General features: G+C 65.9%; 8 protein-coding genes and 6 pseudogenes. 4 read left to right on the top strand and 10 right to left on the bottom strand.

Annotation, left to right across the window (positions count from 1 at the left end; genetic code table 11):
* Window position 1: 1 nt before the first annotated feature.
* From rapZ to QP181_RS06060, 4 genes and pseudogenes are all read right to left on the bottom strand, one after another.
* Window positions 2-918: pseudogene (rapZ, locus tag QP181_RS06075) on the bottom strand (RNase adapter RapZ).
* A 10-nt stretch (window positions 919-928) separates the two neighbouring features.
* A complete protein-coding gene (locus QP181_RS06070; protein WP_333927972.1) occupies window positions 929-1,360 on the bottom strand; it encodes an HPr kinase/phosphorylase in 432 nt (143 codons plus the stop codon).
* Between the two features lie 9 nt (window positions 1,361-1,369).
* Window positions 1,370-2,952, bottom strand: a pseudogene (locus tag QP181_RS06065) (sensor histidine kinase).
* Window positions 2,921-3,628 (bottom strand): response regulator transcription factor, encoded by a 708-nt coding sequence (locus QP181_RS06060; RefSeq protein ID WP_056058673.1) that lies wholly within the window; start codon window positions 3,626-3,628, stop codon window positions 2,921-2,923. Before QP181_RS06060 ends, QP181_RS06065 begins: the two are co-directional and overlap by 32 nt.
* 180 nt (window positions 3,629-3,808) lie before the next feature.
* Here QP181_RS06060 and QP181_RS06055 point away from each other — a divergent pair, with 180 nt between their 5' ends.
* Window positions 3,809-5,419, top strand: a complete 1,611-nt coding sequence (locus tag QP181_RS06055) for a phosphoenolpyruvate carboxykinase (RefSeq protein ID WP_333927971.1) — start codon at window positions 3,809-3,811, stop codon at window positions 5,417-5,419.
* Window positions 5,420-5,549: 130 nt separating this feature from the next.
* Here the strand turns inward: QP181_RS06055 and QP181_RS06050 are convergent, their stop codons facing one another.
* Both QP181_RS06050 and QP181_RS06045 read right to left on the bottom strand, forming a co-directional pair.
* Window positions 5,550-5,987, bottom strand: a complete 438-nt coding sequence (locus tag QP181_RS06050) for an NfeD family protein (protein ID WP_333927970.1) — start codon at window positions 5,985-5,987, stop codon at window positions 5,550-5,552.
* Window positions 5,987-6,972 (bottom strand): annotated as a pseudogene (locus QP181_RS06045) (SPFH domain-containing protein). The gene QP181_RS06050 and the pseudogene QP181_RS06045 overlap by 1 nt, the downstream one beginning before the upstream one ends.
* A gap of 120 nt (window positions 6,973-7,092) precedes the next feature.
* Between QP181_RS06045 and guaB the strand changes: the two are divergent.
* The 3 genes from guaB (at window position 7,093) to QP181_RS06030 (ending at window position 10,718) form a co-directional block, all read left to right on the top strand.
* On the top strand, window positions 7,093-8,550 hold the full coding sequence (gene guaB / locus QP181_RS06040) for an IMP dehydrogenase (protein WP_333927969.1): 1,458 nt from the start codon (window positions 7,093-7,095) through the stop codon (window positions 8,548-8,550).
* Between the two features lie 660 nt (window positions 8,551-9,210).
* Window positions 9,211-10,185, top strand: coding sequence for an RsmB/NOP family class I SAM-dependent RNA methyltransferase (locus QP181_RS06035; protein ID WP_333927968.1), 975 nt, complete (start codon window positions 9,211-9,213; stop codon window positions 10,183-10,185).
* A gap of 32 nt (window positions 10,186-10,217) precedes the next feature.
* Entirely contained in the window at window positions 10,218-10,718 is a 501-nt protein-coding gene (locus QP181_RS06030; RefSeq protein WP_332753837.1) for a tetratricopeptide repeat protein, read from the top strand.
* Between the two features lie 153 nt (window positions 10,719-10,871).
* On the opposite strand, the gene rsmA is transcribed toward QP181_RS06030, so the two are convergent.
* The 4 genes and pseudogenes from rsmA to QP181_RS06010 form a co-directional block, all read right to left on the bottom strand.
* Window positions 10,872-11,657 (bottom strand): 16S rRNA (adenine(1518)-N(6)/adenine(1519)-N(6))-dimethyltransferase RsmA, encoded by a 786-nt coding sequence (gene rsmA / locus QP181_RS06025; RefSeq protein WP_333929569.1) that lies wholly within the window; start codon window positions 11,655-11,657, stop codon window positions 10,872-10,874.
* Between the two features lie 55 nt (window positions 11,658-11,712).
* Window positions 11,713-12,748: pseudogene (gene pdxA / locus QP181_RS06020) on the bottom strand (4-hydroxythreonine-4-phosphate dehydrogenase PdxA).
* Window positions 12,726-13,980: pseudogene (locus QP181_RS06015) on the bottom strand (peptidylprolyl isomerase). Before QP181_RS06015 ends, pdxA begins: the two co-directional pseudogenes overlap by 23 nt.
* Window positions 13,981-14,288: 308 nt before the next feature.
* Window positions 14,289-16,556 (bottom strand): annotated as a pseudogene (locus QP181_RS06010) (LPS-assembly protein LptD).
* Window positions 16,557-16,590 lie beyond the last annotated feature (34 nt).

Here is a 16,590-nt window from a genome sequence, read left to right as displayed (position 1 = left end):
CTCATAAGACGACCGGTGATCCTTCGAGCGCATCTTGTGGAGCGGCCCCCAGGTCGCGGTGGACGATACTGGGCGAAAATCCCGCGTCGCGCAACCGTCGGGCGACACGGTCGGCGACATGCACCGACCGGTGTCTCCCTCCGGTACACCCGAATGCCACCGTGACGTAGGACTTGCCCTCCGCCCGGTAGCGCGGGAGCAACAACATCAGCAGCTCCTCGATCTCGACTCACTGCGGCTTCGTAGGCGGGATCTTCGATGATGTAGGCAGAGACATCTGCGTCGAGCCCGGTACCGGGACGAAGTGCTGCGTCCCAGTGCGGATTACGGAGGAAGCGCATGTCGAACACCAGATCGGCGTTGCGCGGTAGCCCGCGGGCGAACCCGAACGATCGGATCGACAGCGTCGGCTCACCGAGGTCGTCGCCACCGAAGCTCGTGCGGATTTGTTGGGCGAGCTCGTTCGCCGCCATGTCGGTGGTGTCGATCAGCCGGTTCGCCCAGTCGCGCAACGGGGCGAGCAGCTCGCGTTCACGACCGATGCCGTCATTGGCGGGACGATCGAGCGCGAGCGGGTGCCGCCGCCGCGTCTCGGAATAGCGGCGTTCGAGTTCACTACCGGAGCAATCGAGGAACAGGATCCCGACCTCCAAGCCGTGACGATCACGCAGATCGCGGATTCGGCGGATAATCCGCTCCGGATCGAAATCGCGGGTCCTCGCGCCGATACCGATCGCGAGCGGTCGCGAGATCGTCGGTCGACCCTTCGGGAAGCGGCGCATCGAGCAGGCGGTCGAGCAGCAGCAGCGGGAGGTTGTCGACCACCTCCCAGCCGAGATCCTCGAGCGTCTTGAGGACGGTTGACTTGCCTGCCCCCGACATGCCGGTGACGAGCAGGATGTCCTTCGGTCGAGTCATGGCGAACACATCATTCTAGAGGCTCCGGATTGCGCAATGCGAGTTCGACCTTGATCGGGGCGGAGACTTCGAAGGGATTGACCGCGAACTGACGGATTTCGATCCCGGCGATTTTTCGGGCGCGGCGTTCGGGCATCCGTTCGATCGCGCCATCGACGCGGACGAGCAGGCCGACCGGAACGTCCTCGACATAGGGCATGGCGAGGATACCGATCCCCCGGACTTCGATCCGGCCGGCTATCGTCGCCGGTGCGCGTGCGCGGAGCATTTTGCCGGCGCGGATCACGAGCGTCTGGTCGTCACTGACGAGGACTGCACCGCGGTCGATCAGGCGCAACGCGAGGTCGGACTTGCCCGATCCGGACACGCCCTCGATCATGACCGCCACGCCGCCGATTGCGACTGTGGTGGCGTGGAGCCTGTCGGAGGAGGGGACGACCACGAAGCGTCCTTACTCCGGCATATCGGCGAGCGGTAGCCTTACCACGAAGCGCGCGCCATCGAGCCGGTCTTCGCGGGATTCGACGAAGATCGTGCCCTGATGGCCGTCGACGATCGTCCGCGCGATCGCCAGCCCCAATCCGGAATGCTGGCCGAACGTCTCGCTGTCGGGGCGGACCGAGTGGAAGCGCTTGAACACGTCTTCGCGCGCCTCTTCCGGAACGCCGGGACCTTCGTCCTCGACGCGGATGACGAGGTCCTCGCCTTCGCGGATGGCGGAGATCGCGATCAGGCCTGCGTCGGGCGAGAAGGAGAGCGCGTTGTCGATCAAATTTTCGAAGACTCGTTCGAGCCTCGCGCCTTCGCCGAGTATGACCGTGCGATCGTCGGGGTTGCGATCGAACCGGAGGCGGATACCACGCTCGACCCCGCGTGCGTCGCGTTGCGCGACGAGCCCGTCGATCATCGCCGCGACGTCGACGGGCTCGAACTTCGCCCGACTGAGCTGTGCGTCGAGCCGCGAGGCTTCGGAGATGTCGGAGAGCAGGCGGTCGAGCCGGCGGACGTCGTCGCGGACGATCGCGAGCAATTGTGCCTGGAGCGCCGGATCCTTGACGCGCGACAGTCCCTCGACCGCGGACCGGAGCGAGGCGAGGGGGTTCTTCATCTCGTGCGTCACGTCGGCGGCAAACGCCTCGGTGGCGTCGATGCGGGCCCTGAGCGCGAGACTCATGTCGGAGAGTGCGCGTGCGAGCATGCCAAGTTCGTCGCGGCGCGAGGGAGTCGGGGGACGACGACCTCGCGAGCACGACCCAGCCGGACACGCACAGCGGCACGCGCAAGGCGGCGAAGCGGGCGGACGATCGTGCGCGCGAGGAACAGCGACAACAGGATCGAGACGATCGACACGCCGAGCAGCACCATGCTGAGCCGGAACCGCTCGATCCGCACCGTCTTCGTGATATCGCGTGCGTTGACCGTGGTCATCACGACGCCGCCCATCGGCAGCGGCGCGGCGGCGGTCAGCACCGGCGTACGATCGGGCGCCCGCCAGACCGTCGTCGATACCATGCTGCGTCCGCGGACCGCCGTCACATCAGGCCATTGCTGCGTACCGCTGCGCTCGCGGTAGAGCGGCGGGCGCGGTGCCATGACGATGACGTCGATCGCCGCGTCCAGGAAGCGGGCGATCGTCTGGTCCCAATCTTCCTTGTCCGGATCCATCAACACGAAATTGCGCAGGCCCAGCACGCGGCTGTCGACGGTCGTCCGCCCCGTGCCGTCGAACAACCGGATCCGCGAGCCCGTGTCGCGCGAGAGCCTCAGCACCAGTGGATCGCGCAACGTCGGATCGACGGCGGCGATCGCCTCGCCGATCAGTCGTGCTTCGCGTGCGGTCTGTGCGACGCGATTGTCGACGACCCGGCTGCGATACGAGTCGAGATAGAAGAACCCGCCCGCCAGCAGCAGCAGTGCGAAGATGTTGACCGCGAGAATCCGCCGCGTGAGCGAGATCTGTCCCGACCAGCGCAGCGTGAGATCGCGCCCGTCGACCCCCAGCTCATTCCTCAGAAAATCGATACCCGGCACCATATAATGTCTCGATAGCGTCGAACGCGGGATCGACCTGCCTGAATTTGCGGCGGAGTCGTTTTATGTGGCTGTCGATGGTGCGATCGTCGACATAGATATCGTCCTGATACGCCGCATCCATCAGCTGGTTGCGCGTCTTGACGATGCCAGGGCGCTGGGCGAGCGTTTCGAGGATCATGAACTCGGTAACGGTCAGTGTAACAGGCTCGCCGCCCCACAAAGTCCGGTGCCGTGCAGGGTCCATGCTCAGACGACCGCGATCGAGCGGCCCAGCAGCCTCAGCCTCGGTCTCCGTCCCCGGCGATTGCGTCAGCTCGGTACGCCGCAGGATCGCGCGGATGCGGGCGATCAGCAGCCGCTGCGAGAACGGCTTGGCGATGTAATCGTCCGCGCCCATCGCGAGCCCGAGCGCCTCGTCGAGCTCGTCGTCCTTGCTGGTGAGGAAAATCACCGGGATCTGGCTCTTCTCGCGCAGCCGACGCAGCAGTTCGAGCCCGTCCATGCGCGGCATCTTGATGTCGAACACCGCGAGATCGGGCGGGTTGTCGGTCAGCGCCTTCAACGCGGTCTCGCCGTCCGAATAGACGCGCGTGACGAAGCCCTCGGTCTGCAGCGCGATCGACACGGATGTCAGGATGTTGCGGTCGTCGTCGACCAGCGCGATCGTTGCCGTCATCTGGGAAGCTTTGCCTCGGTCGTTGGCGTGTCGGCGTAGGGCAAACCGTCGCCGCACTCAACTAGAGCCGTATCGGGACGGCGTCGTGGCTCAGTGGATTTGACCGGTGGAAAGCTGACCCGTACAGCCGGCCGCAACGACATACATACGTATGCGATATAAACTTAGGAGAGAGATGCCGTGTCGAGCGAGCGTATTCCGGCCGTCGGCCTATCCGCGCAGGGGATCGAAACCCGCGCCAATTTACACTGGAACCTGGTCACCGCGCAGCTCGTCGAGGCCGCGCTGGAGCGGAACGAGGGGACGCTGTCCGCCGACGGTCCGCTGGTCGTCGAGACCGGCGCGCATACCGGGCGATCGGCGCAGGACAAGTTCATCGTCCGCGATGCCGAGACCGACGCGACCGTGTGGTGGGGCAAGAGCAACAAGGCGATGGAGCCCGCGCATTTCGCTGCACTGAAGGAGGATTTCTTCGCGGTGCTGGCGCAGAAGGACGAGCTGTTCGTCCAGGATCTGTACGGCGGATCGCAGGCCGATCACCGCGTCAACGTTCGCGTCGTCACCGAACTGGCGTGGCACAACCTCTTCATCCGGACGATGCTGGTCCGGCCCGAACAGGCGGCGCTGAAGGACTTCGTCGCGGAGTACACGATCGTCGACCTGCCGAGCTTCCGCGCCGATCCCGCGCGGCACGGCTGCCGGAGCGAAACGGTGATCGCGGTGAACTTCACCGACAAGCTGATCCTGATCGGCGGCACCAAATACGCAGGCGAGATGAAGAAGTCGGTGTTCGGCCTGCTCAACTACCTGCTGCCACCAACCGGCGTGATGCCGATGCACTGCTCGGCGAACATGGGCGAGAACGGCGACACCGCGGTGTTCTTCGGGCTGTCGGGCACCGGCAAGACGACGCTCTCGGCCGATGCCAGCCGCACGCTTATCGGCGACGACGAGCATGGCTGGTCCGACACCGCGGTCTTCAATTTCGAGGGCGGTTGCTATGCCAAGATGATCCGCTTGTCCGCCGATGCCGAACCCGAGATTTTCGCGACCACCAAGCGGTTCGGGACGGTGCTGGAGAACGTCGTAATGGATCCGGCAACGCGGCTGCTCGATCTCGACGATCATACGCTGGCCGAGAACAGCCGCGGCGCGTATCCGATCGACTTCATCCCGAATGCGTCGGCCGAGAACATGGGGCCGGTGCCGCGCAACATCGTGATGCTGACCGCGGACGCGTACGGCGTGCTGCCGCCGATCGCGAAGCTGACGCCCGACCAGGCTATGTACCATTTCCTGTCGGGCTACACCGCGCGCGTCGCCGGGACCGAGATCGGCGTCACCGAACCGGACGCGACCTTCTCGACCTGCTTCGGCGCACCGTTCATGCCGCGGCATCCGTCGGTCTATGGCAATTTGCTCAAGGAGCGGATCGCGAAGGGCGGCGTCGATTGCTGGCTGGTCAACACCGGCTGGACCGGCGGCAAATACGGCGTCGGCAACCGCATGCCGATCAAGGCGACGCGGGCGCTGCTAAACGCCGCACTCGATGGGAGCCTGAACGATGCGGAGTTCCGGACGGACCCGAACTTCGGGTTCCAGGTCCCGGTAAGTGTACCGGGCGTCGACAGCGCCATCTTGGATCCGCGCACGACTTGGGCAGACAAGGATGCGTACGACGCGACGGCCGCCAACCTGGTCGACCTGTTCGTCGAGAACTTCGCCCAATTCGCCGAGCATGTCGACGAAGGTGTCCGGCAAGCGGCGCCGAAGGTTCGCGAGGCCGCCTAAAACTCCTCTTCCCTAGGGGGAGAGGAAGGGGCCCGCACGACGAAGTCGGGTGGGAAGGTGAGGGCACGTGATACGGCGTGCCCTCACCCGCGCCGCTACGCGGCTTCCCTCTCCCCTGAAGGGAGAGGGTTTAGAGCGCCTCCACCACCACCTCACCATCAACAACCGTGGTGACCCGTACCCGAGCGCCAACTAAAGCATCCTCGCCACGAGCCGGCCAGCTCCCGTCTCCGATGCACACCCGACCACGCCCGGCAACGATTGCAGTCTCGACAACGACAACCTGACCCACCAGCCGAGCAGACCGATCGTTCAACATCGGATCCCCACCCTCGACCGGATAATCCCGGTACCAGCGCTTCCCGATCAGCACGGTAACCGCACTCCAAACGCCGAAGGCAGCCAGTTGCGCCGCCACCGGCAGGTCCGGCAACACGAACACCGCTGCGCCGGTCACCGCCGCAGCAATGGCAAGGAACACCAGGAACACCCCCGGCACCGCCAGCTCGGCGATCCCCAGCACCAGCGCCGCGATCAACCACGCGCCAGCCGACCCGATCACGTCCATCAGCTCTTCGGAACCTCAGTCGACTTCGACAACTCGAACGGGCCCCGAGCAGCAGGCTTTGCCGGCGGTGAAGCAGTCGCATCACGCAAAGCATCCTTCGCCAGTTCGCCAATCCCGCCAAGCGTCCCCATCAACTGCGTAGCCTCGACCGGAAACAGGATCGTCTTCGCATTGGGCGAGGTTGCGAACTTCCCTATCGCCTCGACATATTTCTGCGCGATGAAGTAGTTGATCGCCTGCGCGCCCCCTCGTCGATCGCCTGAGACACCGCACGCGTTGCCGAAGCTTCAGCAACGGCAGCCCGCTCGCGCGCCTCGGCATCGCGGAACGCCGACTCCTTGCGCCCCTCGGACTCGAGGATCTGCGCCTGCTTCTGCCCCTCGGCGCGGAGAATCTCCGAAGCCCGCGAACCCTCAGCGTCCAGAATGTTGGCCCGCTTCTCGCGCTCGGCCTTCATCTGCCGCCCCATCGCGTTGACGATATCGGCCGGCGGACGGATGTCCTTGATCTCGACGCGCGTGATCTTCACGCCCCACGGCGTCGTCGCGTGATCTACCACGTTCAGCAGCCGCGCATTGATCTCGTCGCGCTTCGACAGCGTCTCGTCGAGGTCCATCGAGCCCATCACCGTGCGCAGGTTCGTCGTCGTGAGCTGCAACAGCGCCTGGTACAGGTCCGACACCTCGTACGCGGCCTTGGCCGAGTCGAGCACCTGGAAGAACACGACCCCGTCGGTCGAGATCATCGCATTGTCCTTGGTGATGATCTCCTGGCCGGGGATGTCGATCACCTGCTCCATCATGTTCACTTTCCGACCGACACGGTAGAAAAATGCCGGGTAGAAATTGAAGCCCGGCCGGGCGACCGTCGTGAAGCGGCCGAAATGCTCGATCGTGTATTGATAGCCCTGGTGGACGATCTTGATGCTGGTGAAGAGGTACAGCAGCACCAGCGCCAGTGCGAGCGCGGCAACGATCAAGCCCATCGGTTCATCCCCCATCCGTGTATCGCACCGCTATAGCACGTCGCTGAAGGAGAGGCCTAGCCGTACGCCGCGCGTTTGGTTACATGGCGCGCCACCTCACACCCAGGAACGGCAGCTCTCATGGATATCCGCCTCGGCCTCACATTCGACGACGTCCTCCTGTATCCGGGGGAATCGGACGTGCTGCCAAGCCAGGCCGATACCCGGACTCAGCTGACGCGCGGTATCGCGCTCAACATCCCGATCCTCTCGTCCGCGATGGACACCGTCACCGAAGCCGACATGGCGATCGTGATGGCACAGCTCGGCGGCATCGGCGTGCTCCACCGCAACCTGACCGTCGAGGAGCAGGTCATCGCGGTCCGTCAGGTCAAGCGGTTCGAGTCGGGCATGGTGGTCAACCCGATCACGATCAAGCCGACCGCGACTCTCGGCGAGGCGCAGGCCCTCATGTCGGGCCACCGCATCAGCGGCATCCCGGTGGTCGAAGCGGATGGCAAGCTCGTCGGTATCCTCACCAACCGCGACGTGCGGTTCGCGGGCGATCCGAAACAGCCCGTCAGCGAGCTGATGACGCACGAGAATCTCGCCACCGTCTCGACCGAAGTCGGCAAGGAAGACGCGCGTCGCCTGCTCCACGCCCGCCGCATCGAGAAGCTGCTGGTGGTCGATGCGCAGTATCGCTGCGTCGGGCTGATCACCGTCAAGGACATCGAGAAGGCGGTGATGTTCCCCGATGCGACCAAGGACGAGGCGGGCCGCCTGCGCGTGGCGGCGGCGACGACGGTCGGCGACAAGGGCTTCGATCGGACCGAGCAGCTGGTCGACGCCGGCTGCGACCTGATCGTGATTGACACCGCGCACGGCCATAACCGCGACGTTGGCCGCGCGGTGGAGCGTGTGAAGAAGCTGTCCAACTCGGTGCAGGTGGTGGCGGGCAACGTCGCCACTGCCGAAGCGACGCGCGCACTGATCGGTGCGGGCGCGGACGGGATCAAGGTCGGGATCGGCCCAGGCTCGATCTGCACGACGCGGGTGGTCGCTGGCGTCGGCGTGCCGCAGCTGACCGCGGTGATGGATTGCGCGGAGGCAGGCCACAAGGCTGGCGTCCCGGTGATCGCCGACGGCGGCATCCGCACCTCGGGTGACATGGCCAAGGCGCTCGCGGCCGGCGCGTCGACGGTCATGATCGGTTCACTGCTTGCCGGCACGGACGAGGCACCGGGCGAGACGTTCCTTTACCAAGGCCGTGCATACAAGTCGTACCGCGGCATGGGCTCGGTCGGCGCGATGGGCCGCGGGTCGGCGGACCGCTATTTCCAGGGCGACATCAAGGACCAGCTGAAGCTCGTGCCCGAAGGCATTGAAGGGCAGGTCGCGTACAAGGGCCCGGCGAGGGATGTCGTTCACCAGCTGGTCGGCGGCATCAAGGCGGCGATGGGCTATACCGGCTCCGCGACGATCCCGGATCTCCAGGCGCGGGCGGAGTTCGTGCAGATCACCGGTGCCGGGTTGATGGAGAGCCATGTTCACGACGTCACGATCACGCGCGAAGCGCCGAACTACCCGACGCGGTAACGGCGCTTCCCCTCGCTGGAAAGGGAAGCGGGCTTGGGTCGGTTGCCGCTTGCTCACTGGCCAGCGACTGGGAAGTATCCCTACTCACAATCGTCATATTCGCCTGCGCGGGAATGACGATTGTATGCGGGTCCTAAGCCAGAACGACGTGACAATGGTCACACCCTTCCGTCATCCCGGCGAACGCCGGGACCCACGGACACGGTGGACCCAGCGTAGCGCGCAACCATCACTCAAATCGCAACCATGGGTCCCGGCGTTCGCCGGGATGACGGGGAAAGGGATGAGACGGGGAAAGGGATGTCGGGTGAACGGGTGGGATGCGCTGCTACGTGGCGGCCAACCCGAAATTATTCCCCTCCCGCTCGCGGGAGGGGCTAGGGAGGGGATGATGACGAACACTCCGTACCAAGCCTCCCCCGAACCCACGCAAAGTCGGGAGCCCAGAAGTGACCCCCCGCACGCACCCAAGCCGCGATCGAACTCCTGGACCAGATCATCGCCGCCGCCCGCGAGTCCGGCGCCGCCGCAGACACGCTGATCGCCCGCTATTTCGCCACCCGCCGCTACGCCGGCTCGAAGGACCGCCGCGCGGTCCGCGAACTCGTCTACGCCGCAATCCGCAAGGCCGGCGACCGCCCCGAAAATGGCCGTACCGCGATGCTCCTCGTCGCCGACGCCGATCCGGAAGTCGCCGCAACCTTCGACGGCTCCACCCATGCGCCCGCCCCGATCGCCAAGGATGAACCCCGCGCCCGCGTCGGCGTCGCACCGCAGTGGCTGAGCAAGGCACTCCGCGCTTCAGGCCTCGACGGTGCCGCCCTTACAGATCTAGCCGGCCGCGCCACGCTCGATCTCCGCGTCAACACGCTGATCGCCGACCGCGCGACCGTCCTCGCAGCACTTCCCGACGCCGAAGCCACCCCCCACGCCCCGGACGGCATCCGCCTCCCCACCGGCACTAACGTCGAAGCGCTCCCGCTCTTCAACGAAGGCGCGCTCGAGGTGCAGGACGAAGGCAGCCAGCTAGTCGGCCTCGCGATGCAGGCAAAGCCCGGCGAACGGATCGTCGATCTCTGCGCAGGCGCCGGCGGCAAGACGCTCGCGTTGGCCGCAACGATGAAGAATGAAGGCGTGATCCTCGCCTGCGACACCGACCGCAACCGCCTTTCGCGCCTTGCCCCCCGCGCGACCCGCGCCGGCGCGACGATCGTCGAGAGCCGCCTGCTCAACCCGACGCGCGAGATCGAGGCGCTCAGCGAATGGGCCGGTCGCGCCGACGGCGTGCTGGTCGACGCCCCCTGCTCGGGCACCGGCACATGGCGGCGCAATCCCGAGGCGCGCTGGCGGCTTACCCCCGATCGCGTCTCGCGGCTGCAATCGACGCAGCAGCAAGTGCTCTCCGTGGCCGCCACGCTGGTCAAGCCCGGCGGCGCGCTCGTCTACATCGTTTGCTCGCTGCTCGACGCCGAGGGTACCGACCAAGTCATCTGGTTCCTCAACGCGCATCCCGGCTGGACGACCGAGCCCCTGACGCTCCCCGCCGGCGCCAAACACGGCCACGGCGTCCGCCTCGAACCCGGCCGCGACGGCACCGACGGCTTTTTTGTCGCGCGCCTCCGGGCTGCGTGCTAGCCAGCCGGTTAATGACCCGCCTGGAGACGATCATGCGTTTTTCGTCCGTTGCCCTTGCCGCCACGCTGACTCTCGTGTGCGTATCGACCTCGCTCAGCGGGCAGCGTCCCGACGCGCAGATCGATGCCCGCTCGATGCAGCTTCTAGCGCAGGGGCGTTCGTTGATGACGGCGGGCAATCTCGACGGCGCGACCGATGTGCTGGAAACGTCGGTCGCGGTCGACCCGCGCAACCGCGCGGCGTTCCTGCTGCTCGCCCAGGTCGCCGAGAGCCGCGATCTGCCGGGCAAGGCGATCCGGCTGTACCGCGAGGCGCTGCTGCTCGAACCGAACGATGTCGCGGCGCTGAAGGGCCAGGGCGAGGCGCTGGTCGCCAAGGGTGCCGTGGTCCGCGCGAAGGATAACCTCGTGAAGATCCGGACGCTCTGCAAGGGCGCTTGCCCCGAGGCGACTCAACTTGCCGCGGTGATCGCCAAGGGCCCGCCGATCGCAACCGCACAGGTCGAGAAAACCCCGGTCGCCGCCAAGGACTGAGGGTTCCCGCGAAAGCTGCACCTCCCCGGCGGAGGCCGGGGCCCAGCTGGGGAACGGTTATAACTTCGGACGGCGGGTCGTTACTACGCCTCTTCCAACTGGGTCCCGGCCTCCGCCGGGGAGGTACTCCTCGAAATGTCCTGCGCGTGTAGGCTAGTCGCCCCGGGGCGCTCCGACCGCTTTCGCCAACGCCGCGAAATCCGCTACCGACAGCGTTTCCGCCCGACGCGTCGCGTCCACCCCGATCCGCTCTAGCGCATCGAGCGCGCCCGGCACGCCCTTCAGGCTCTGCCGTAACATCTTCCGCCGCTGCCCAAATGCTGCGCCGGTCAGCCGCTCGAGCACCGCGAAGTTCACCCCCTCCGGCGCCTCAACCGGCACCAGATGCACCACAGCGGACATCACCTTCGGCGGCGGCGTGAACGCCGACCGGTGCACCGGCATCGCGATCCGCGCGGTGGAGCGCCACTGCGCCAGCACCGCCAGCCGTCCATAATGATCGTCGTTGGTCTTGGCGACGATCCGCTCCGCGACTTCCTTCTGGAACATCAGTGTACACGACTGCCACCAGGGCAGCCAAGACGTCGACAGCCACCCGACCAGCAACGCGGTGCCGATATTATACGGCAGGTTCGACACGATATGCGGCTTGCCCTCGAACAGCGCAGGGGCATCGATTTCCATCGCATCGCCCTCGATCACACGTAGCTGCCCCGGGTACGCCTCGCCGAGTTCCGCCAGCGCCGGGATGCACCGCCGGTCACGCTCGATCGCCGTCACCCGCGCTCCCGCCGCGAGCAGCGCGCGCGTCAGGCCGCCGGGGCCAGGGCCCACTTCGAGCACTTCGGCATCGTGGAGATCGCCCGGCACCGCGGCGATCCGCTTGAGCAATTGCCCGTCGAACAGAAAATTCTGCCCAAGCGCCTTGCTCGCGTTCAAGCCATAGCGCGCGATGACCTCGCGCAGCGGGGGAGGTCCGTCATAGCTGGTCCGCTCACGACTGGGCGGCGGTCTGCGCGCGTCGGTCCGCTGCTTCACCCGCCATCGCGATCGCCGCGATCATCGCGCCGGGTTCGGCGAGGTTCTTGCCAGCAATCGCGAACGCGGTGCCGTGATCCGGCGATGTCCGCACGATCGGCAAGCCGAGCGTCATGTTGACGCCTTCGTCGAAATGAATCGTCTTTAACGGGACGAGCGCCTGGTCGTGATAGCAGCACATCACGACGTCATAGGTCTCGCGCGCGCGGGTGGAACATCGTGTCCGCCGCAAACGGTCCGGTCGCATCAATTCCTTCCTCGCGGAGCATCGCGATCGCCGGCGCGATGATATCGATCTCTTCCCGGCCAAGCGCACCCTGTTCGCCGGCATGCGGATTGAACCCCGCGAAGGCGAGCCGCGGGTTCTCGATGCCGAAGTTCCGCAATAGTCCGCGTGCGGTCGCGCGCGCCTTGGCGACGATCAGATCGACCGTCAGCAGCGCGGACACGTCTTTCAACGGCACGTGCGTCGTGATCGGCACCACCTTCAGCGAAGGTCCGGCCAACATCATCACAGCGTTGTCGCCCGCGACGCCGTAGCGCTCGGCCACGAACTCGGTCTGCCCTGGATGACTGAAGCCGATCGCATACAGCTGGGACTTAGACACGGGGCCCGTAACGAGCGCACGCGCTGCACCTGTGCGGACCAAGCCGACGGCGAGCTCGAGCGAATGCAGCGCACACCGCGCACCATCGGCGTCCGGCTCGCCCGGAACGATCGCGCCTGCATCGCCGACGGTGAGCACGGGCAATGCCGTTGCGAACGCGTCGGCAGCGGCGGTCATGTCCGCGACGCGCGCGATCGGGCCCGCCCAGACCCGCTCGATCGCACGCGCATCGCCCACCGCCACGAAAGGCGGCAGGCTATGCGTTGCACGCGCATCCCACGCCTTGGCGATGATCTCGGGCCCGATCCCGGCAGGATCGCCCATCGACACCGCCAGCGGCTGGACGCGCGTCATGCCGCGATCACCGATATTCGACCACGGCATCGCGCCGCAGATCGCGCAGCTTCTGCTGCGCGCGCAGATTGACGCGCTGCTGTTCGAGCTGGCCCTGGATCTGCTCGGAGTTGGGCACCGAACCGCCCGCCGCTTCGTCGCGACCGCACAGCACCAGCGCACGAACGCCCTGCTCGGCGGACCCGAACGGCGGGCTCGACTCGCCGACCTGCAGCTTTAGCATCACTTCCTGGAGCTGCGGCGGCAGGTCGCGGATCCGGACCGTATCGTTGTCGACCACGTCCGCGCCGATCCCGGCCGCAACCTTCTCGACCGTACCGCAGCCGCGCAGCTCCTGCGTCGCCTTCGCGAACGCCTGTGCCCGCGCCGAAGCCTGCGCCTGGTTGGTGTTCGGCGGGAAGCGCAAGGTAAGCTGCTTCAGGCTGAGCTTGGCGTCACGCGGATCGGCGGTCAGCACCTGGCGCTTGTCGGTGAGGTAGAGGATCGAATAGCCGCCCGAGACCTCGATCGGTCCGGCAACCTGACCGACCTGCATCGTCGTCGCGGCTTCAGCCAGCTGCGCCGGCAAAGTCGCCGCACGAGATCCAGCCGAGATCGCCTCCGACCGCGCGGGTCGACGCTTCGGAGAATTGCCGCGCGTAATATTCGAACGGCTGCGCACCCTTCTGGATTTCCTGCAGGATCTGTTTGGCGTTCGCATAGACCTGCTGGCTGTTCGCCGGCGTTGCCGCGAGGTAGATTTCCTTGAGGTTGAACTCGTCGGTGCCCTTGGCGGCCTGGAGACGGTCGATGATCGACTTCACCTCCTCGTCGCCGACGTTGACGAACGGCTCGACCCGGCGACGCAGATAGCGCTGCCACGCAAGCTCACCCTCGATCTGGCGCTTCAGCGACCGCTCGGACGAACCGGACTCGCGCAGATAGGCGCGCATCGCGACCGGCGTGCGGTTGAACCGCTTCGACACCGCGTCATAGCTCTGCGTGAGCTCGGCCGGGGTGATCGTGATGTCGGCGGTCTTCGCTTCCTGGATCTGGAGCGTTTCGTCGATCAGCTGGCGGAGCACCTGGAGCTTCAGCCGCTCGCGATCCTCCGGCGACAGCTTTGCCTCGTTCGCCATCGCCACCAGCGCCACGCGCTGGTCGACGTCGGTGCCCGTGATCACTGTGTCGTTGACGATCGCGGTCGGCTTGCGGACGTTCGGATCGAGCTTGCCGAAGATCTGGAGGTTGGTCGGGATGTCGAGACCGGTATTGTCCGGCACGCTCTGATCCTGGACCGTCTGACCCGGAGGCGATGGAGCCGGAGCCGGCTGCGCCTGCGCGGGCTGGGTCGGCGCGGGTCGCGATCCGCGTCGACCTTGTGCAGCCTTGGGTGGCACGGCCTGCGCGATCGCGCTTGCCGCCAGCGCGGCCAGAACCACCGAACCGATCACACGGCCGCCACGCGCCGCCAGTCGAACATCATGCTTCAAGTGTCGGTATCCCATCATCGCGCACCGCAGATCGCGCCATCATCTCTCATGACGGCGCATACCCGGTGCGGTTTGCCCCAAAGTAGCTGAACGCGGGCTTAGCGGCCGAGGTTGGTGAAGGCCAGCGTCAACAGGAAGCTGTTGCCCTTCCGCGCGTCGCCGGTGTCGTTGTAGGTGCGCCGCCACGTTCCACCGAGCCGCAGGCAGTCGTCCTCGTACTGGATGCCGATGCGGTGGCGGATCGGCGTGAAGCCATCGCTGTTGGACAGCGGGTCCTCCGCGGTATTGGTCAGATCGACCACGCCCGAGCCGAATGCGGACCAGAATCGCGCGAACTGGACGCGGCCGGCGAGCCGGACTTCCTCGCGGTCGCGCAGATCCTCGATCGACGGATCGATGTTGCGGTTGAGCTTGAGATAGCCGACCAGCACATAGGTCGCGCGCGAGCCGATCGTCGCGTCGACTTCGTTGCGACGGATCGCAAAGCCGTCCTTGTCGAGCCGGTAGCGATGGACGATCGAAACGAAATCGCGAAACCGGAGTTCGCTGCGTCCGACGATATCGGAGAAACGGTCGCTCAGGCCCGTTCCGTCAGGCAGGATCGTCGGCCGGTCGCCGAGACGGTAGCTCTGCCCGACATTGGTGGTGAAGCTGATCCCCGGCAGGTCGAGCGCCCATTCGCCGCCATAGGTGGCGCGCGAGGAATCCTCGAACCGGTCATAGCCGGCGAACCGGTTGAGCGAGAACAAATTGGTGTCGTCGAGATCGACCGCGCGCAGATCCTCGTTCGGCAGCGTGATGTTGGCGACCTTTGGTGCCGCAATGAACTGGACGCGCGGCGTGAAGCGCTGTGTGCCACCAAGGAACGAGCCGATGAACGGCCATTTCACATCGACCGAAAGCGCGCCGATCGCACGCTGGCGAAAACCCTCGAGCCCGCGATAACTGATAATCCGGGTCTCGTCGGTGTCGCTCGTATTGTAGATGTCGCCGCGCGCGAACGCGGTGAAGGTAACCTCCTGGCCCCAGTTCGTCAGCCGGCGCAGATCCCATTGCAGGCTGGCAAATGCGCGCTGCGTGTCCTGCCCATCGGTGCGCGTCAGCGCGAGCGTGTTGAGCTGGAGCTGGAACCGGCCTCCGACCAGCCCATCGTCGAAGCGCTTGCGATATTCGATCTCGGGCAGCGCGATCGGCTGCTGTCCCTGGCTGTCATTGACTCGCAGTGTCTGTGCATACCAGCCGCTGAGCGAGAAATAACTGCTGTCGTCGATCTCGTTCCAGGCTGGCCGTGGTGCGCAGCCGGTCGTCGCGCGAGATGTCGTAGCGCCGCAGGAACGTGCGGTCGGTGGTCAGCCGCAGCGAACCGCTCGCGGTCCAGTTCGGCGTCAGCTGATAGCGCGCCATGCCGTCGATATACCCGCGGAACGCCATGCTCGTGTCGGTCGGGGTAGCGGTGTTGAGGTCGTCGCTTCGGCGGCTCTCGGTTCCGTAGGCGCGGACGCTGAACGCACCCTTGGTGCTGAGCGCGGAATAATCGACCTGCGCCATCGGCAGCACGCTGCTGTAGATGTGCGGGGTGATCACCAGCCCCTGGTTGGGGGCCAGCTTCCAGTAATAGGGTACGCTGACCTCGAGCCCGTTGACGCGGCTATAGCCTCCGTTGGGCGACAGCAGTCCACTGTCGCTGCCACCACCGACCGGGTTCGAGAATTTCGGGAGTGGCAGGCTCGGCAGTCCGAACAGATGCAGCCGCGCACCGGAGTAATAGATACGCTTGCGTTCGGGGCGATAGGTGACGCGGACCGCGGTGATCTTCCACGTCGGCTCCTTGGGGCAGCCCGCCGAATTGGTGACACCGCAAGGCGTATAGGCGGCGCTCTTCAGATTGACCGTGCCGTCGGTCTCGCGCGTGCCCTGCTTGGCCGCGAGGCGCCCGCCTTGTTCGAGAACGACGAGCATGTTGTCGACCACGCCGTCCTTGAGCGAGTCGGTCAGATTGATCTCATCGCCATAGGCAATGTCGCCTTCGGGATTGGTGACCGCGATATTGCCCGTCGCGACGACCTTGCCGGTCTTGCGGTTCCAGACGACCTTGTCGGCGCGCAGGCGACTGCCTTGCCGGAACATACGGACTTCGCCGTTGGCGGTGACGATTTCCGTATTCGTGTCGTATTCCAGGCCGTTAGCGCTGAACTGGACCTGATCCTCGGCGGGAGCTGCAGCAGGCGTGTTCGCGACCGGTGCGTCCTGTACCGGCGGCGCGACCGGGCGGTTCTGGAAATCCTGAGCCTGCACGGGGAAGTCGCCAGTCCGCACGCCAGCGCGAGCGAAACGGCACAACCCGTCAAAAGGTCGATACGCAACACGATCCGAACCAACCCCTTTGGCACTCGGCAGCCA

This window comes from Sphingomonas sp. LR55 (assembly GCF_036856015.1).
Taxonomy (GTDB): Bacteria; Pseudomonadota; Alphaproteobacteria; order Sphingomonadales; family Sphingomonadaceae; genus Sphingomonas.
This window is presented reverse-complemented; position numbering and strand designations above follow the sequence as displayed.